This is a genomic window from Streptomyces sp. NPDC047706, from assembly GCF_043204795.1.
Taxonomy (GTDB): domain Bacteria; phylum Actinomycetota; class Actinomycetes; order Streptomycetales; family Streptomycetaceae; genus Streptomyces.
Genome location: NZ_JBIDCW010000015.1, coordinates 143,493 through 160,262 on the forward strand (window position 1 = coordinate 143,493; position 16,770 = coordinate 160,262).

Sequence of the window (16,770 nt, forward strand, 5' to 3'; positions counted from 1 at the left end):
GCCCGGGCACCGGCGCGGCACGCCGGCGTCCGGGCCCCGGCAGGCGGGGTTCAGGTGCCGTCGAGCCGGGAGCGCAGGAGGGCCTTGCCCAGTTCGGCACCCTTGCGGCTGTCCGCCTGGGCCTTGCGGAACAGGTCCGCGACCTCGCTGTCCTTCTCGCGCTCCGCGTCCTGGATGTACGTCTCCAGGCGCAGGGCGTTGTTCAGACACGCCTCCACGTACCAGATCAGGTTGTAGTCCTTGTCCGGCGTCCCGGTGACGCCGCCGGCCTCCGTGCCACTGGTCATCGGGGCCTCCTCCTTCACCGATCGGGCGGAGCCCTTCGGGCGCGGGCCCCTCAGCGCGACTCGGGTACCCCTCCCGCTGCCCGGCACACAGGCGGACCACTCGGCGCACTTCGGACACACGGCCGGATCCCGAACGGAACCGCCACGAACGCCAGCCCGCGCCACCCCTTCCCCCGCATAGAAGTATCTACCAGCATGCATATGCCGGATCGGTCCCCACCGGGGCCGGCGGCCATCCCCCGGAGCGGAACATGAGCGATCTCGGCTGGACACGAGGAGTGGAGTGGCTCGCCGCCGCCGCACCCGATCCCAGGGCGTGCAAGCGGGACTGGGACCGGGGCGAGGGCGTCGCCCTGCTCGAAGCCGGACGCTTCTGGGACGTGCTGAGCGTGCCCGACCAGCTGGGCCTGCTGGCGCTGGACCTGCTGTGGCGGCCCTCGTTGCCGATGCCGGGGCCGACGCTGGTGGACGTCGCCGCCCACCGGGTCGGCTTCTTCCTGCCCCCGGACCCGGACAGCAAGTGGATCGGCGCCGGACTGCGCAACGCGGGCCGGGGGTCGTGGGTGGCCGTGCCGCCGCCGTACCGGTCCACCCGGTGCCTGGAGTGGCTGATCCCGCCCGACGGAACGGGCGCGCTGCACTCGCCCACCACACTGGAGCTGGCGCTGCGTCAGGCGAACAGCAGCCTCGCGGTCCTGGCGCCGGTGTGCGGCACCTGACGGCCGATCGCGCCCGTCAACTCGCTTGACCGGCATGGCATTTCCGACAGTCGGCGCAGAAGCGAACAGAGAGCGGCCCAATTCGGAATCAAGTCCCACCTCACCGTGCGAGATCGGTCGCTGACGGTTGTACTGTGCTCCGAGTGCCTCGCCCCGGGGCCTCGGATTCCGTTCTGCCGCGACCTCCCCTGGAACCCTTTCGATGATCGAACTACCGGACCTGGCCGCCGGTGCGCTCGCCGCCGGCACACTGTCCGCGCTCGCCCTGGGCGGCGGGCTCGTGCGGTCCCGTCGCCGACAGGCCCGGCAACGAGCCGAGATCGCCTCCCTGCGCCGCCAGCTCGACGGCAGCCTCAACGCGTTCACCGCGGAACTCGGGCACCTCGCCGCACAGCGCATGCCGGCCGCCGCCCGGCAGCTGGACCGCCCCCACCTCACGGTGCCCGGTCCACGTCAGCCGCATCTCACCGGCACCCCGCTGGGCGGCGCGCTGGACGACGTCCTGGTGGCGCTGCGCGGTGAGCTGACCTCGCAGCGCACCCGCATCGACGCGGCCGCGCAGGCCGGGATGCGGGGCGCCACCCGGGAGATCCAGGCGGCGCTGTACCGGCTCCAAGACGCCCTGCGCGGGCTGCAGCAGCGCTACGACGACCCCGAGTTGGCGCAGACGCTGTTCGAGCTCGACCACGAGAACGAACAGTCGCTGCGCCGGGCGCAGATCGCCGCGGTGGTGTGCGGGGCGTGGGTCGGGCTCGCCCGTGAGGAATCGCACCTGGTGGACGCCGTGACGGGCGGTCAGGCCCGGCTCGCGGGCTACCGGCGGGTCCGTGTGCACAACCATCTGGAACGGGGCACGGCCCTCGTGTCGCACGCGGTCGAGCCGGTCGCGATCATCGTCGCCGAGCTGCTGGACAACGCGCTGCGCCACTCCGCGCCCGACACCGACGTCACGGTCAACCTGGAGCACGTCCACCACGGCGCGTGCGTCACCATCGACGACGCCGGCCTCGGCATGACCCAGGACGAACGGGACCGCGCCCAGCGGCTGGTGGCCGGCTCGGAGCCGATCCTGCTGACCGACCTCGGCGACCCGCCGCGCATGGGCCTGGCGGCGATCGGCCAGCTCACCCGGCAGTTCGACCTCGGTGTGGACCTGTCCTCGCCCTCCCCGTACGGCGGAGTGCGCGCCGTGCTGCTGATCGACAGCCACCTCCTGAGCCGCGTCGACCCCGAGGAACGGCCGCCCGCGGCCAGCGCCCCCCGCTCGACCCGCCGGGCCGAGCCGCAGGCGCCGCCGTCCCCGGCACACGCGTACGGCACCGAACCGGACGACGCCGCCCCCGGCGCCGTGTCCCCGCACGGCGGGCCGCGGGACGCCGGGGGGCTGCCGCAGCGGCGGCGCCGTACCCGGGCGCCCGTCTCCGGCGAGGCCGCGCCCCGCGCACAGGCGCCGCGGCCCGAGGAGGCAGCGGCCGCTCTGGGCGCGCTGCAGTCCGGTACTGCGGCGGCCCGGGCCGCCGCCCGGGACGGCGGGCCCGAGCCGGCCGACGAAGCGACCAGCGACACCGAAAAGACCGACTACGAAGGGGGAGCGGCTCGATGACCAGTCGCGATGCGGGCGACACGGCGTGGGTGCTCGAACCGATCCTGGAGGTACCGCACGTCGTGGCCGCCGTCCTGCTCACCCGGGACGGCCTCGTCACCGGCTACACCGACGCGCTGTCGCAGCCGTCGGCGGAGCGGGTGGCCGCCATCACCAGCACCGTGCAGGGCGCGTGCCGGACGGCCGCGGCGGCGTTCGCCGACCGGGACCGGGCCGAGGTGCGCCAGGTCGTCATCGAGTCCGACCACGGCTACGTACTGATCGTGCCGACGGACCACGGCACCGTCGTCGCCGCCCACGGGGACGCCGAGGTGCGGCTGGACCTGCTGGCACACCGGGTGCACTCGCAGGTGGCGCGGCTCGGCGAGAAGGCGATGGCCGCGGCGCCCCGAGGAGCCGACGGCGGCCCGTCGGCATGACCGCCCGCCGGGGCGGCCGTCCCCTGGTTCCCGCGTATCTGTCGACGGGCGGTGTGGCCCGGCCGAGCCGCCCGCGTCTGGAGCGGCTCTCGGTGCTCACCGGCAGCGGCGAGCCCCCGCCCGAGGACCTGCCGGCCGCCCAGCTGGCGCTCCTCGACGAACTGGCCGACGGCTCGCTGACCGTGGTGGAGGCCGCGGCGCTGCTGCGGCTGCCGGTCTCCGCGGTGCGGGTGCTGGCGGCCGGGCTCGTCGACCGGAACCTGGCGCTCGCCCGCGCGCCGATCCCACCCGCCGAACGGTTCGACCCCGACCTGCTGAAGAGAGTGGCCGATGGCCTCCGCGACCTCAAGCACAACTAGCGGCATCCACCTCCCCGACAGCGCCCGCGAACTGGTGAAAATCCTGGTCGCGGGCCCGTTCGGGGTGGGCAAGACGACCCTGATCGACTCCGTGTCCGAAATCCGGCCGCTGCACACGGAGGAGCACCTCACCGAGGCGTCCGCGACGGTGGACGACCTCGCCGGGGTGCGGGACAAGTCGACGACCACCGTCGCCATCGACTTCGGCCGGATCAGCCTGACCGGCGGGATCGTGCTCTATCTGTTCGGCACCCCCGGACAGGAGCGGTTCCGCCCGCTGTGGGACGACATCGCGTACGGGGCGCTCGGCGCGCTCGTGCTGGTGGACAGCCGCCGGATCGCGGCCTCGTTCGACGTGCTCGGGCTGGTCGAGGAGAGCGGGCTGCCCTACGCGGTCGCCTTCAACGCCTTCCCGGACGCCCCTCGCCACTACAGCGAGGAGCAGTTGCGCGCCGCGCTCGACCTGGATCCGGGCACGCCGATGGTGACGTGCGACGCCCGGGAGCGCGACTCCTCCCTCGACGCGCTGCTCGCCCTGGTCCAGCATCTGATCGACCGCCACCCCCCGGAGTCCCGGTGACCACCTATCCCCCTGCCCGGCAGGCCTTCTCCCGCTCGGTGCCCGTGCGGCTGTGGGAGGACGGCTTCGCGCTGGATCCGTACCGCTACTACGCCGATCTGCGCGCCCAGGGCCCGATCGGCTGGGCCGAACTCGCGCCGGGCGTACCGGCGTACGTCGTCGTCGACCGCCGGGCCGCGCTGGACCTGCTGCACGACACCGAGACGTTCTCGCACGACCCCCGGCCGTGGGAGGCGACCGTCGCCGACGACTCGCCGGTCCTCGGCATGATGCGCTGGCGCCCCAACACCCTGTTCGCCGACGGCGCCGACCATGTGCGCTACCGCACCACGCTGATCGACACCTTCGACCTGGTCGAGCCGCACGACCTGCGGGCGCGGGTGCACCGGGCGGTGCACATGCTGGTGAGCCGGTTCGGGCCGCTCGGCGAGGCCGATCTGGTGGCGGACTTCGCCCGCCCCCTGATGGCGCTGGTCTTCAACAGCCTCTTCGGGATGCCGGACAGCGAGAGCGAACGGCTCAACGCCGCCCTCGGCAAGCTGATCGAAGGCGGCAGCGAGGCCGCCGAGGGCGAGGCCGAGTTCGGCGACTACGTCATCGGTCTGATCGCCGCCAAGGTCGGGCAGCGCGGCGACGACCTGCCGAGCCGGCTCCTCGACCACCCGGCGGGACTCACCCCCGAGGAGGTCACCTGGCAGGTGTTCCTCACCCTCGGCGCCGGGCACGAACCGACCTCGAACCTGTTGTCGAACGCGCTGTCCAGGATCCTCGGCAACCCCGAGTACTACTCGACCCTCACCAGCGGTGCCCGGCCCGTGACGGACGCGGTGGTGGAGGTGCTGCACCACGAGACACCGCTCGCCAACTACGGCATCCACTTCGCCCGCAGCCCCCTGTCGTTCCACGGCGTGTGGATCCGGGCGGCGGTGCCGGTGGTCATCTCCTACGGCGCGCTGGCGTACTTCGCGGAGCAGGAGCACGGCGGCACCCGGCGCCCCGGGGACGCCTCGCACCTGTCCTGGTCGGCGGGCCCGCACGCCTGCCCGGTCAAGCAGCACACGCTGCTCATCGTCACCGAGGCGATCGAGCGGCTCACGCAGTGGCTGCCCGACATGGAGCCCCTCGTGCCCCGGGAACGCCTGACCTGGCGCCCCGGTCCCTTCCACCGGTCGCTGACCGCGCTGCCCGTGCGCTTCACCCCGCGCTCCCCCGACCAGCCAGGAGACCGCACATGACCGAGACCGAGCGCATCGCCATCGACCCGTTCGGCGCCGACATCGCCGCCGAGACCGCCCGGCTGCGCGCCCTCGGCGCCGTGGTGCCCGTGGAGCTGCCCGGCGGCATTCCCGCCTGGGCGCCCACCGGCTACGACGTCCTCCGGGAGCTGATCCTCGACCCGCGGGTCAGCAAGGATCCCCGGCTGCACTGGAAGTTGTGGCCCGAGGTCGGCGAACGCCCCTCCTGGGGCTGGATCCTGGGCTGGATCGGCGTCGTCAACATGCTCTCCACCTACGGCGCCGACCACGCACGGCTGCGCAAGCTGGTATCGCCGAGCTTCACCCACCGGCGCACCGAGGCGATGCGCCCGCGCGTCGAGGCGGTCACCGCCGAACTCCTCGACGCGCTGGAGACGGCCGGGGCCGACGGTGGTGTGGTGGACGTCAGGGCGGGGTTCGCCGAGCCGCTGCCGATGCGGATCATCTGCGACCTGTTCGGGGTACCGGACAAGATGCGGGACGACACCAGGCGGATGATCGCGGCGATCATGGACACCTCCGACCCCAGCCCGGAACACGCGGCCTCCGTGCAGCGGCAGATCGGCACGGTGCTGCCGGCGCTGATCGCGCACCGCAGCGAGCACCCCGGGGACGACCTCACCACCGAGCTGATCCGGGTACGGGACGAGGGCGGCGACAGGCTGAGTGACGAGGAACTGCTGTACACCCTGCTCCTCGTGATCGGGGCCGGGTTCGAGACGACCGTGAACCTGATCGGCAACGCGGTCGTCGCCCTGCTGCGGCACCCCGGGCAACTGGCCGCCGTGCGGGCCGGGGAGATCACCTGGGACGCGGTCGTCGACGAGACGCTGCGGGTCCATCCGTCCATCGCGTCGCTGCCGCTGCGCTTCGCCGTCACGGACATCGAGGCGGGCGGCGTCACCATCGCGGCCGGGGACGCCATCATCACGACGTACGCCGCCGCCGGTCTCGACCCCGCGCACTACGGGCCCGACGCGGACGTCTTCGACGCCACGCGCGGCGCGGACGACCACCTGGCGTTCGGGATCGGTGTGCACCGGTGCATCGGCGCGCCGCTGGCCCGGCTGGAGGCGCTCACCGCGCTGCCCGCGCTGTTCGAGCGCTTCCCCGGGATCAGGGCGGCCGGGGACGAGCTGCGGCAGGTGCCGTCCTTCATCGCGTTCGGCTGGCAGGAGGTGCCGGTACGGCTGCGGGACTGAGCCGGCCGGCACCGCCCGGGGCCCGACCGGTCCCCCGTTCCGGTCGTGCCCCTGCGGCCCGCCTCGAACCTACGTGCACGGTTGGCTCATTGTGAATCGCGTCCGTGCCCGTTCGGGCGCCGCGAGGACTCAACCGTGCACAGGTGCGTCCGGATGGCCCGGATTCGCCCCCCGCAGGACGGGCTGGTCGAGGTCACCGTGCGCGAGATGGGCGAGCACCACCTCGTAGAGGTCACTGCCCCCGGCCAGAAGCTGCCGTTCGAGAACGGGCTCGGCGCTGCGCACATGCTCGCGCACGGTCTGCGCGTGGACGCCCAGGAGGTGCGCGGCGCGTTCGGCGTTGCCGCCGGCCGCGATCCAGGTGCGCAGGGTGCGGCGCAGGTTCCGGGTGTCGCTGTCCAGACGGTTCAGCAGCTCACCGGCCCACGTGCGCAGGGCGGGACCGGCCAGCAGATCGGTCAGCCGGGTTCCCGCACCGCCGCCGCCGTCCGGCAACGGGGCCGCGGAAGCGTGGGTGTTGAGGGCCAGGTGGACGGCGGCGCGGACGGTGAGGTCGGACAGGTCGGTGCCGAGCAGCCCCTCCGCGCGCTCCATGCGGGCGCGGACGGTGTTGCGGCTGACGCCCAGCACCGCCGCCGCGTTGACGGCGGTGAACTCCAGGCCCAGGCGGGTGGTGGCGAGGAGTTCGGCGCGGGTGTGGTGCGGCAGCGCGTCGAGGGGACGCAGGACGCGGGCCGCCCAGTCGCGCAGGGCGGCCGGGTCCATGAGCCGTTCGGGGTGTGTGCGCTCGGCGTACACCGCCGCCCGGTCCGGGCGGAAGTGCGCGACGGCGAGGGCACTGACCGCCTGGCCGTACGCGGTGGCGGTGCGGGCGAGGCTCTGCCGGGCGCTGCCTCCGAGGAAGGTGCCGGGGCGGTCGCCGACCAGTTCGCGCAGTTCCGCGGCGGCGGCCTCGCCCGGTGTCACGACGATCACATGGGCGTCGACAGCCGGGCAGCGCACGACGAGTGCCCGCTCCGCCGTGGCACGGACGCACTCCTCGGCGAGGCGGTCGCGGTCCTCGGGGCGGCTCTCGGCGACATAGACGCAGGCCGTGTCCGTGTCGAGGAGACCGGGCCACAGCCCCGCGGCGACCCGGCGGGCGGAGACGGTGTCCTCGACCATGAGCAGTTGCAGGATCGCGAGCCGCAGATCGGAGGTGGCGCGGCGCAGACGGTGTCCGGCAGCGGCGCTCTCGCGGGCCCGCAGCAGTACTTCGAGCACTCCGGCGGTGTGGGTCACCATGTCCGCGGTACGCCGGTCGAAGGCCGCGGGGCGGGCCACGGCGAGGACGCCCGCCGTCGCCGGGTGCGGGAGTTCGACCCGGACCATCCTCATGTGGCGTACGGGGTCGTGGAGCCCGGCGGAGGCGATCCGCCCGGCGACGATGTCGGCGACCAGGGCCTCGTCGAGGGGCGTGCGGGTGCCCGCGAGGAGGTGGCCGGCGTCGTCCTGGAGCGCCACGTCCGCGTGGGTGGCGGCGGCGAGCCAGGCGACGACCTTGCGGACGTCGCGCCCGGACGGCCGCAGATGGTCGAGCAGCTCCTGCGCCCACTTCATGTCCACGCCGACCGCCGTCTCCGCGCGACGGCGCTCGCCCTCTCGCCCGGCCACGTCCTCTCCCTGTCCCTGTCTTCCCTGTCTTCCCTGTCTTCCCTGTCCCCTGGCACTGCGCCCGCACCGGGCACGTCGGTCGGGGACCTTACCTCAAGGTGAGCCACGGAGCCCTGGGACCTTCGCGGCGTGGACGGGCGTACCGGGCCGGGAAACGGGCGGCGAAAAGGGCAGCACCTCGCCCGCTCTTCCGCCGCCGCGGCCCTCCCGGCCACGCGCCGCTCCTCCTCCCCCTCCCGCACCACTCCACTCCCCTGCCCACTCGGCCTCCCCCGTCCCCGCGGCATAAGCTCGGCAGATGGCGAAGTACTACGACGTGCACCCCGACAACCCCCAGCCGCGCACCATCACCCAGATCGCGGACAGCGTCCGGTCGGGGGCGCTCATCGCATACCCCACCGACTCCTGCTACGCGCTCGGCTGCCGGCTGGGCAGCAAGGACGGCACCGACCGGATCCGGTCCATCCGCCGGCTCGACGACCGGCACCACTTCACCCTCGTGTGCCAGGACTTCGCGCAGCTCGGCCAGTTCGTGCGGGTCGACAAGGACGTGTTCCGCGCGATCAAGGCCTCCACGCCGGGCAGCTACACGTTCATCCTGCCCGCGACGAAGGAGGTGCCGCGCATGCTCCAGCACCCCAAGAAGAAGACGGTGGGCGTGCGCATCCCCGACCACGTCGTCACCCAGGCCCTGCTCGCGGATCTGGGCGAGCCCCTGCTGTCCAGCACGCTGCTCCTGCCCGACGAGGAGGAGCCGATGACGCAGGGGTGGGAGATCAAGGACCGGCTCGACCACGTCCTGGACGGGGTGGTCGACTCCGGGGACTGCGGCACGGAACCGACGACGGTGATCGACTTCTCCGGGGGCGAGGCCGAGATCGTACGGCGCGGGGCGGGTGACACCACCCGGTTCGAATAGGCCGGGCACCCGGCGGGTGCGCACCTGGTGGCGGACCGCATCACGGCGGAGCTGTACTCCGGTCACGCCGGCCACGCTCCTGCTGGACCTCCTGGACCGCACCTTCTGACCACTCGCCGCCTCTCCCGCGAAGACGAACGGCGGCGCCCCAACAGGCGGGCGCCGCCTTTCCGTTGCCCAAGTAATTGACATGCTCGCGCCCTGACGCAACGCTGAGAGCGCTCTCAGAATCAGGTACGGACCAACTCCCCCCCCACACCCGCACGGAGGTGGAGAGTGCTCGCAAGCCTCACACACCGGTTCCTCACGGCAGCCGCGGCGGCCACCCTGCTCGGTGGCCTGCTGACGTTCGGCACCGCGCCGCCCGCGGACGCCGCGGTGCCCGCCACGATCCCACTGAAGATCACCAACAGCTCCGGCCGGGGCGAGCCGGTGTACGTCTACACCCTCGGCACCTCGCTGACGACGGGTCAGCAGGGCTGGGCCGACGCGAACGGCACCTTCCACGCCTGGCCCGCCGGCGGCAACCCGCCGACCCCGGCGCCGGACGCGTCGATCCCCGGACCGGCCGCCGGGCAGTCCAAGACGATCCGGATCCCCAAGCTCTCCGGCCGGATCTACTTCTCGTACGGCCAGAAACTCGACTTCCGCCTCACCACGGGCGGTCTGGTGCAGCCGGCCGTGCAGAATCCGAGCGACCCGAACCGCAACATCCTCTTCAACTGGTCGGAGTACACCCTCAACGACTCCGGTCTGTGGCTCAACAGCACCCAGGTCGACATGTTCTCGGCGCCCTACTCGGTCGGCCTGCGGCGCGCCGACGGCGGCGTGGCGGGCACCGGACGGCTGAAGCCGGGCGGCTACACCGGGGTGTTCGACGCGCTGCGGGCCCAGCCGGGCGGCTGGGGCGGACTGATCCAGACCCGCCCCGACGGCACGGTGCTGCGGGCGCTGTCACCGCTGTACGGGCTGGAGACCGGGGCCCTTCCGGCGTCGGTCATGAACGACTACATCGACAGGGTCTGGCAGAAGTACGCCACCACGACGCTGACCGTCACACCGTTCGGGGACCAGCCGAACACGAAGTACTACGGGCGGGTCTCGGGCGGCGTCATGAACTTCACCAACAGCTCCGGCGCCGTCGTCACAAGCTTCCACAAGCCCGACGCGAGCAGCGTGTTCGGCTGCCACCGGCTGCTCGACGCCCCCAACGACCAGGTGCGCGGGCCCATCTCCCGCACCCTGTGCGCGGGCTTCAACCGCTCGACACTGCTCGCCGACCCCGACCAGCCGGACACCTCGCCGGTGAACTTCTACAAGGACGCGGTCACCAACCACTACGCCCGGATCATCCATGACCGGATGGCCGACGGGAAGGCGTACGCCTTCGCCTTCGACGACGTCGGCCACCACGAGTCCCTGATCCACGACGGCGATCCGCAGCAGGCGAACCTGACGCTTGATCCGTTCAGCTGAGCCGGAGCGGCTGCCCTCACCAGGCCGGGGCCCACGGCCCCGGCCCGCGTCATGCCGGCGGACCGTCAGTGGACGACGCTGAAACTCCGCCACAGTCCCGTGGAGCGGACCGCGTCGTCCGACGTCTCCGTGGGCAGATACACGCTCTCCCCGCCCCGCGGCTCGGTGCAGTCGGGAGTCGTGTACAGGATGATGTCGTTGAGTGTCCGGTTGTTGACATGGACCACCCCTTCGCGGAAGCGGTGGCACCCCTTGACCGACGGGTTCGAGAGGACCTCCACCGACCCGCGCCCGGTGCGCAACTCGATCGTGCCGAGCGCGTGATCCTCGCAGGCTGTCACCACGAGGCCGAGCATCACGACGCCGGTGAGCGCGGTCAGCGACCGTCTGGCGGCCATCGAACCTCCTGTGCGTGGCGAGGAGCCGGCTGGAACGTCGTCCCGGCACCACTATCCGCCGGAGCCGGCGGATGCGCCCGGTGAGGACGACCGTTGCGGGGACCCCGGCGGCCCGCGGGGCACCTCACGCGCGGCACATGGTGACGTAAAGGGTCATAGTGGACTGAGGCACGTTCGGCGTCACCCCGGGAGGCTTGACCGGCATGGTCCAGGGAACGCGAGTGGTGGTCGTGACGGGCGTGTCGGCCTCCGGCAAGTCCACCGTGGGCGTGCGGCTCGCGCGACGGCTCGGCGTGCCGTTCCTGGAGGGCGACGACCTCCACCCCGAGGCCAACCGCGCCAAGATGGCGTCCGGACACCCTCTCGACGACGCCGACCGGCGGCCCTGGCTGGCGGCCCTCGCCGCGTGGATCCGGTCGGCGGCGGCGAGCGGGCGCGGGGGCGTCGTCACCTGCTCCGCGCTGAAGCGGGAGTACCGGGACCAGTTCCGGCGCACGGGGGCGCACGTGTGGTTCCTTCATCTGTCCGTGGACCGTGCGACGGCCGCGGAGCGGATCGCGCGCCGGAAGGGGCACTTCATGCCCCCGCGGCTGCTCGACTCCCAGTACGAGGTCCTGGAACCGCTGGAGCCCGACGAGCCGGGTGCGACCGTCGAAGCGTCCGGCAGCCCGGAAGACGTCCTGGCGGCGGCGCTGCGGGCGGCGACCGGCCCGGACGGGGAGCGGCCCCCTCACCGGAGGGACGGTCCGGGGACCTAGGGGGTCGGATGGACCTGATCCACTTCCGTACGGTCATGCCGCGCACCGTGACCCAGCCGGGGCTCGCCGGTCCAGCTGCCGCCGAACGTCCTGGTCCTCATGGCCGCCGGCATCCTCACCCCGCGCGTACAGCGCCGGCTGCGGCACCACGCGACGCGCCGTACCGCCGCGCGCCGGGCCCGGTGAACGGCCGCCGACGACGCCCTCCCCGCGCGCCCGGGACCCGACGAGCCGAACCGGTTCCCCCGGCTTACGCTGATCCGGGGGGTGCATCCGGGTGAATCGCGCACCGGAAGGGACGCCCCGATGGACGAATACCCGCTGATCGAGAACCACGGGCTCATCGGAGATCTGCAGACCTCGGCGCTCGTGACGACCCAGGGCACCCTCGACTGGTTCTGCGCCCCACGCTTCGACTCGCCCAGCGTCTTCGGCGCGCTCCTGGACAAGGACAAGGGCGGCGAGTGCACGGTCCGCCCGATGCACACGACGTACGCGACGAGGCAGTTGTACTTCCCCGACACGGCGATCCTCATCACCCGGTTCATGACCGAGGCGGGCGCCGGCGAGGTCATCGACTTCATGCCCGTGACGGGCACGACCGCCACGGCCGGCCACCGGCTGGTGCGCATGGTCCTCTGCGTGCGCGGCAGCATGACGTTCGAGGTGTGCATCGCCCCGCGCTTCGACTACGGCCGCGAGGCCCACCGGCTGCACCTCACCGAGAGGGGCGCGGTGTTCGCCGGGGAGGACGGCTCGGAACTCACCGTGCACCCCGTCCGCGAAGCGGAGGACGAGCGGCTGCTGGACGTCGTCACGGACCGGCAGAACGACCTGCACTTCAACCTGACCCTGCAGGCCGGGCAGCAGCGCGGGCTGGTCCTGGAGTGGGCCGCCGACGGGCCACCCCGCGAGATCAGACTCGCCGAATACCAGCAACTCCACGACGAGACCGTCCTGTTCTGGCGCTCCTGGCTGCAGCAGTCCCAGTACTCGGGGCGCTGGCGAGAGGCCGTGGAGCGCTCCGCGATCACGCTCAAGCTGATGACCTATGCCCCCAGCGGCGCGGTGGTCGCCGCTCCGACGGCGGCGCTCCCCGAGCAACTGGGCGGCGAGCGCAACTGGGACTACCGCTTCACCTGGATCCGTGACGCCTCGTTCTCGGTGTACGCCCTGCTGGGGCTGGGCTTCACCGACGAGGCCCGGGCGTTCATCCAGTGGATCGGCGACCGGGTCAAGGAACGGGCCGGACGGGACAGCGACACCGGCCCCATGAACATCATGTACAAGGTCGACGGCTCCTCCGACCTGGACGAGGAGATCCTCGGCCACTGGGAGGGCTACGCGGGTTCCGCGCCGGTGCGGATAGGCAACGGCGCCGCCACCCAGCTCCAGCTGGACATCTACGGCGAGGCGCTCGACAGCATCTACTTCGCGCACCGGCACGGTCTGCGGGTGGGGCACCGCGGATGGAGCGCGCTGCTGACGAACCTCGACTGGCTCGCCGACCACTGGGACAGGGCCGAGGAGGGCCTGTGGGAGACCCGTGGCGGCCGGCAGGACTTCACCTACGGCCGGGTGATGTCGTGGGTGGCCTTCGACCGCGCCCTGCGGCTCGCCGAGTCGAACGGCCGGCCCTCCTCGGCCGCACGCTGGAGCAGCACACGCGACGAGGTCTACGAGCAGGTCATGGCCAAGGGATGGAGCGAGAGCCGTCAGGCCTTCGTCCAGCACTACGGCAGCGACGTGCTCGACTCCTCGCTGCTGCGCATGGCGACGGTCGGGTTCATCACCCCCGACGACCCGCTGTGGACGTCGACCCTCGACGCCATGGAGGGCGAACTGGTCAGCGACAGCCTGGTCTACCGCTACAACCCCGACGCCTCGCCGGACGGGCTGCGCGGCTCGGAGGGAACCTTCTCGCTGTGCACCTTCATGTACGTCGACGCGCTGGCGCGCGCGGGGCGGACCGACCAGGCGCGGCTGGTGTTCGAGAAGATGCTGGGATACGCGAACCATCTGGGTCTGTACTCGGAGGAGATCGACCCGACGGGCCGCCAACTGGGCAACTTCCCGCAGGCGTTCACCCATCTCGCCCTGATCGACGCGGCGATCACTCTCAACGCGTCCCTCTGCCGGACGTAGCGGTCGGCCAGCCGTCGGCCCCTTCAGCCGGCCGGCGTCCGCGCGGGCCCAGGAGCTCCAGCGAGTCGCCCTCCCCCACGTCGGCGGGGATTTCCTCGGCGACCGGTTCCAGCCGTCCGTCACGCCGGACGACGAAGAGGGCGTCGTGTCCCGGCGGCGGGGCACCGACGCGGACCGCACGTGGAACGTGGCGCCCCGCTCATGACGGGACGTCACGGTGCGGCGCAGGAGGACCGGTCCGAAGGCGCCGGCGCCCGCTGTCAGGGCGCCGGCGGCGAAGTCGGCCGGCAGGAGCACGATGAGCGCCGGCATCCGCAGCCGGCCCGCGAGGATCTGGGAGCCGACGGCGAGGGCCACGGTCAGTGCGAGGCCCAGCAGGATCCGGTCCTCGGTCACCGTGCTCCCCCCCCGGGACGCGCCCGCGGGCACCGCGGGGTCAGCCCTCGTCACCCGCACCACCGCGCCGCAGGTCGGCGTCGGTGAGGCCCTCCAGTTCACCGCGGGTGTCCAGCCAGTACAGCAGGGCGATCGCGGGGAACACGAGCACCACCGCGACGAGGGTGACAAGGCCCAGCCAGCGCAGGGTGGTGTGTGCGCCCGCCCCGTCGGCGACGGTCAGTGAGGTCGGGACGACGTAGGGGCGCTGCGCCATCCCCCAGGCGATGACGGCCGACGCGACCACGGCGACCGCGGTGACCCGGGACCAGGCCCCGGAAGGGCGGACCAGCAGCCAGGCGGTGACGAGTGTGGCCAGCGCCGCCACCACGACGAAGAAGAGCCCCACACCGTGCGTGAGCCCGTGCCAGACGTGAGGGGCGTCCTGGTGGGTGACCGCCAGAGTGATCACGGCGAGCACGGCGACGACCACCAAGGCCCCCATGGCCCGCCGCCGGAAGTAGCCGTCCAGGTCCGGCGCCTGGAACCGGCGGGCGTCCGCGGCCAGGAACACCGCTCCGAGCAGGGCCGTGGTCGCCACGGCCAGCAGGCCGAACAGTACGGAGGTGGGGTTGGACCAGGCGTCCGCCGGCGCCGCCGTCCCGGCCGTCACCCGGCCCGAGGCCACTCCCCCGGCCGCCGCGCCGAGGAAGAACGGCGTCAGGAGGGAGGCGACCGCGAAGATCGCGCCGTACAGGCGCCGGCCGGCCAGCCGCCGGGCGGGCTTGCGCAGGGCGAAGCCGGCGCCGCGCAGCACGATGCCGACGGTGGCCAGCGCCAGCGGCAGCCACATCGCGGTGAACACCTGCTGGAAGAACACGGGGAAGCCGGTCCACATGATGACCAGCACGAAGATCAGCCAGACGTTGTTGACCTCCCAGACGGGAGCCATCGCGTGGTCGATCAGCCAGCGGGGGCGCTTGCCGCGCTCCGCCGACCCGGCGGTCAGGTCCCAGAAGCCCGCCCCGTAGTCGGTGCCGCCCGCGCAGGCGTAGGCGGCGATCGCGAGCAGCAGGACGACGGCGATGACACCGGCGATCATGGACGGTCTCCCGGGGACGAGGCGGCCGCGTCGCCGCCGGGGCCGGCCGCGCTCCCGGCCGGGACCCTGGAGCGCGGCCCGTACGGGGTGTCCTTCTCCGGTGTCTCCTGCGGAGCCACTTCACCCCCCTCGTCGGCGAGCCGCCATCGCGAACGCATCCCGAGCAGCACCGCGAGGAAGGACGCGAAGATGAAGACGTACACCACGACGACCAGCCCGAACATGATCCACAGGCTGGTGGAGCGGGTCGGCGTCACCGCTTCGGCGACCCGCATGTTCTCGTAGACGATCCACGGCTGGCGGCCCACCTCGGTGGTGATCCAGCCGCATTCGACGGCCACGACGGAGGCGGCTCCGGCCACGGCGGCACCGCGGTAGAACCACGCGGAGGCGGGCAGCCTGCGGCGGCGCAGCCACACCAGGCCGTACCACAGGGCGAGCAGCGCCAGCAGGGAGCCGATGCCGACCATCGTGTCGAAGGCCCAGTGGGCGATGGTCGCCTGGGTGGCGTTCGGCCGCTGGTCGGCGGGGACCGAGGTCAGCCCGGTCACCTTGGTGTCCGGGCTGAACCCGGCGAGGACGGAGTCGAGTTGGGGGATCCTGATGCCGCCGGTCACGGTGCCGTCCGGATGGAGCCTGCCGAAGAGGTACTCCGGGACGTGTGTGTCGGTCTCCCAGACGATCTCCATGGCGGCGAACTTCACCGGCTGCTTGTGGAAGACCTGGCGGGCGATGGAGTCGCCCAGCATGAACTGCACCGGCGTGAACACCGCGGCGACCGTGAAGGGGATCGTGAAGCCGAGCCGGTGGTAGCGGTCCCGGCGGCCGCGCAGCCAGCCGACCGCGTAGACACCGGCCACGACGTAGCCCGCGGTCAGGAGCATCGCCACGACGAAGTGCCAGTACTGCGGGCCGAACATGGGCGTGAAGATCGCCTTCCAGATCTTCACGTCCACCGGGTTGCCCGCGGAGTCGAGGGTGAAGCCCCGCGGGGTGTTCATCCAGGCGTTGGCGGCCAGGATCCCGAAGGCGCCGAGCAGTGCCGTGGCGGGCAGTGGCAGTCCGAGCAGGAAGTGGGTGCGGGCGGGCAGCCGCCGCCAGCCGTACAGATAGATGGCGATCAGGACGGCCTCCAGGAAGAAGGCCCAGGCCTCGACCCCGAACCCGATGCCGAAGACGTCGCCCCACCTGCCCATCAGGCCCGGCCACAGCAGCCCGAACTCGAAGGACAGCACCGTGCCCGTGACGACGCCGATCGCGAACTGCACGGCCATGACCGCCGACCACCGCCGCGCCAGCAGCAGGGCGGTGGCGTCGCCGCGGCGCAGTCCGTAGCCGTGCATGATGAGCGTGATCAGCGGCAGCGCCACGCCCAGGGGCACCAGGATGATGTGGGAGGCGAGGGTGAAGGCCATCAGCGATCTGGCCGGGAGAAGTTGCGCGGGGGCGTCCGCCAGCAGCTGGACCGTGTCGTGCATATGACTCTCTTCGTGGGGTCCGGTCTGTGGGGGCCGAAGCG

General features: G+C 72.5%; 16 protein-coding genes. 11 read left to right on the top strand and 5 right to left on the bottom strand.

Going from position 1 to position 16,770, the window contains the following annotated elements; all coding sequences use genetic code 11:
- Positions 1 to 50 precede the first annotated feature (50 nt).
- Positions 51 to 287 carry a hypothetical protein gene (locus tag ACGF8A_RS19570; protein ID WP_393109737.1) on the bottom strand — a complete coding sequence of 79 codons (237 nt, stop codon included), beginning with the start codon at positions 285 to 287 and terminating at the stop codon, positions 51 to 53.
- Between the two features lie 251 nt (positions 288 to 538).
- Between ACGF8A_RS19570 and ACGF8A_RS19575 the strand changes: the two genes are divergently transcribed.
- The 7 genes from ACGF8A_RS19575 (at position 539) to ACGF8A_RS19605 (ending at position 6,425) form a co-directional block, all read left to right on the top strand.
- On the top strand, positions 539 to 1,006 hold the full coding sequence (locus ACGF8A_RS19575; protein ID WP_393109739.1) for a hypothetical protein: 468 nt from the start codon (positions 539 to 541) through the stop codon (positions 1,004 to 1,006).
- Positions 1,007 to 1,208: 202 nt separating this feature from the next.
- The gene (locus ACGF8A_RS19580) at positions 1,209 to 2,609 is read left to right on the top strand and encodes an ATP-binding protein (protein ID WP_393109741.1); all 1,401 of its coding nucleotides are present in this window, start codon (positions 1,209 to 1,211) and stop codon (positions 2,607 to 2,609) included.
- Positions 2,606 to 3,028: a roadblock/LC7 domain-containing protein gene (locus ACGF8A_RS19585; protein ID WP_393109743.1), complete on the top strand. Its 423-nt coding sequence runs from the start codon at positions 2,606 to 2,608 to the stop codon at positions 3,026 to 3,028. The genes ACGF8A_RS19580 and ACGF8A_RS19585 overlap by 4 nt, the downstream gene beginning before the upstream one ends.
- The gene (locus ACGF8A_RS19590) at positions 3,025 to 3,387 is read left to right on the top strand and encodes a DUF742 domain-containing protein (protein ID WP_393109745.1); all 363 of its coding nucleotides are present in this window, start codon (positions 3,025 to 3,027) and stop codon (positions 3,385 to 3,387) included. Before ACGF8A_RS19585 ends, ACGF8A_RS19590 begins: the two co-directional genes overlap by 4 nt.
- The gene (locus tag ACGF8A_RS19595; RefSeq protein WP_393109747.1) at positions 3,359 to 3,967 is read left to right on the top strand and encodes an ATP/GTP-binding protein; all 609 of its coding nucleotides are present in this window, start codon (positions 3,359 to 3,361) and stop codon (positions 3,965 to 3,967) included. The genes ACGF8A_RS19590 and ACGF8A_RS19595 overlap by 29 nt, the downstream gene beginning before the upstream one ends.
- Complete coding sequence (locus tag ACGF8A_RS19600; protein ID WP_393109749.1) at positions 3,964 to 5,202, top strand: cytochrome P450; 1,239 nt, start codon at positions 3,964 to 3,966, stop codon at positions 5,200 to 5,202. Before ACGF8A_RS19595 ends, ACGF8A_RS19600 begins: the two co-directional genes overlap by 4 nt.
- Entirely contained in the window at positions 5,199 to 6,425 is a 1,227-nt protein-coding gene (locus tag ACGF8A_RS19605; protein ID WP_393109751.1) for a cytochrome P450, read from the top strand. The genes ACGF8A_RS19600 and ACGF8A_RS19605 overlap by 4 nt, the downstream gene beginning before the upstream one ends.
- Positions 6,426 to 6,554: 129 nt before the next feature.
- Here the strand turns inward: ACGF8A_RS19605 and ACGF8A_RS19610 are convergent, their stop codons facing one another.
- On the bottom strand, positions 6,555 to 8,024 hold the full coding sequence (locus ACGF8A_RS19610) for a helix-turn-helix domain-containing protein (protein ID WP_393109811.1): 1,470 nt from the start codon (positions 8,022 to 8,024) through the stop codon (positions 6,555 to 6,557).
- A gap of 352 nt (positions 8,025 to 8,376) precedes the next feature.
- On the opposite strand from ACGF8A_RS19610, the gene ACGF8A_RS19615 reads away from it, so the two are divergent.
- A complete protein-coding gene (locus ACGF8A_RS19615) occupies positions 8,377 to 8,997 on the top strand; it encodes an L-threonylcarbamoyladenylate synthase (RefSeq protein WP_393109753.1) in 621 nt (206 codons plus the stop codon).
- A gap of 276 nt (positions 8,998 to 9,273) precedes the next feature.
- The gene (locus ACGF8A_RS19620; protein ID WP_393109755.1) at positions 9,274 to 10,473 is read left to right on the top strand and encodes a glycoside hydrolase family 64 protein; all 1,200 of its coding nucleotides are present in this window, start codon (positions 9,274 to 9,276) and stop codon (positions 10,471 to 10,473) included.
- Positions 10,474 to 10,538: 65 nt separating this feature from the next.
- Here the strand turns inward: ACGF8A_RS19620 and ACGF8A_RS19625 are convergent, their stop codons facing one another.
- On the bottom strand, positions 10,539 to 10,871 hold the full coding sequence (locus ACGF8A_RS19625; RefSeq protein ID WP_393109757.1) for a hypothetical protein: 333 nt from the start codon (positions 10,869 to 10,871) through the stop codon (positions 10,539 to 10,541).
- A gap of 203 nt (positions 10,872 to 11,074) precedes the next feature.
- Between ACGF8A_RS19625 and ACGF8A_RS19630 the strand changes: the two genes are divergently transcribed.
- Both ACGF8A_RS19630 and ACGF8A_RS19635 read left to right on the top strand, forming a co-directional pair.
- On the top strand, positions 11,075 to 11,629 hold the full coding sequence (locus ACGF8A_RS19630) for a gluconokinase (protein WP_393109759.1): 555 nt from the start codon (positions 11,075 to 11,077) through the stop codon (positions 11,627 to 11,629).
- A gap of 306 nt (positions 11,630 to 11,935) precedes the next feature.
- Positions 11,936 to 13,774, top strand: a complete 1,839-nt coding sequence (locus tag ACGF8A_RS19635) for a glycoside hydrolase family 15 protein (RefSeq protein WP_393109761.1) — start codon at positions 11,936 to 11,938, stop codon at positions 13,772 to 13,774.
- Positions 13,775 to 14,210: 436 nt separating this feature from the next.
- Here the strand turns inward: ACGF8A_RS19635 and ACGF8A_RS19640 are convergent, their stop codons facing one another.
- A complete protein-coding gene (locus tag ACGF8A_RS19640; RefSeq protein ID WP_393109763.1) occupies positions 14,211 to 15,251 on the bottom strand; it encodes a cytochrome d ubiquinol oxidase subunit II in 1,041 nt (346 codons plus the stop codon).
- On the bottom strand, positions 15,248 to 16,729 hold the full coding sequence (locus ACGF8A_RS19645) for a cytochrome ubiquinol oxidase subunit I (protein WP_393109765.1): 1,482 nt from the start codon (positions 16,727 to 16,729) through the stop codon (positions 15,248 to 15,250). The genes ACGF8A_RS19640 and ACGF8A_RS19645 overlap by 4 nt, the downstream gene beginning before the upstream one ends.
- Positions 16,730 to 16,770: the final 41 nt, after the last annotated feature.

Bases quoted from the DNA above. Each gene is read 5' to 3' on its own strand.
- ACGF8A_RS19580 (WP_393109741.1), top strand. From the start codon at position 1,209: ATGATCGAACTACCGGACCTGGCCGCCGGTGCGCTCGCCGCCGGCACA.
- ACGF8A_RS19605 (WP_393109751.1), top strand. From the start codon at position 5,199: ATGACCGAGACCGAGCGCATCGCCATCGACCCGTTCGGCGCCGACATC.
- ACGF8A_RS19615 (WP_393109753.1), top strand. From the start codon at position 8,377: ATGGCGAAGTACTACGACGTGCACCCCGACAACCCCCAGCCGCGCACC.
- ACGF8A_RS19645 (WP_393109765.1), bottom strand. From the start codon at position 16,729: ATGCACGACACGGTCCAGCTGCTGGCGGACGCCCCCGCGCAACTTCTC.
- ACGF8A_RS19585 (WP_393109743.1), top strand. From the start codon at position 2,606: ATGACCAGTCGCGATGCGGGCGACACGGCGTGGGTGCTCGAACCGATC.
- ACGF8A_RS19570 (WP_393109737.1), bottom strand. From the start codon at position 287: ATGACCAGTGGCACGGAGGCCGGCGGCGTCACCGGGACGCCGGACAAG.
- ACGF8A_RS19595 (WP_393109747.1), top strand. From the start codon at position 3,359: ATGGCCTCCGCGACCTCAAGCACAACTAGCGGCATCCACCTCCCCGAC.
- ACGF8A_RS19610 (WP_393109811.1), bottom strand. From the start codon at position 8,024: ATGAAGTGGGCGCAGGAGCTGCTCGACCATCTGCGGCCGTCCGGGCGC.
- ACGF8A_RS19625 (WP_393109757.1), bottom strand. From the start codon at position 10,871: ATGGCCGCCAGACGGTCGCTGACCGCGCTCACCGGCGTCGTGATGCTC.
- ACGF8A_RS19575 (WP_393109739.1), top strand. From the start codon at position 539: ATGAGCGATCTCGGCTGGACACGAGGAGTGGAGTGGCTCGCCGCCGCC.
- ACGF8A_RS19630 (WP_393109759.1), top strand. From the start codon at position 11,075: ATGGTCCAGGGAACGCGAGTGGTGGTCGTGACGGGCGTGTCGGCCTCC.
- ACGF8A_RS19640 (WP_393109763.1), bottom strand. From the start codon at position 15,251: ATGATCGCCGGTGTCATCGCCGTCGTCCTGCTGCTCGCGATCGCCGCC.
- ACGF8A_RS19590 (WP_393109745.1), top strand. From the start codon at position 3,025: ATGACCGCCCGCCGGGGCGGCCGTCCCCTGGTTCCCGCGTATCTGTCG.
- ACGF8A_RS19635 (WP_393109761.1), top strand. From the start codon at position 11,936: ATGGACGAATACCCGCTGATCGAGAACCACGGGCTCATCGGAGATCTG.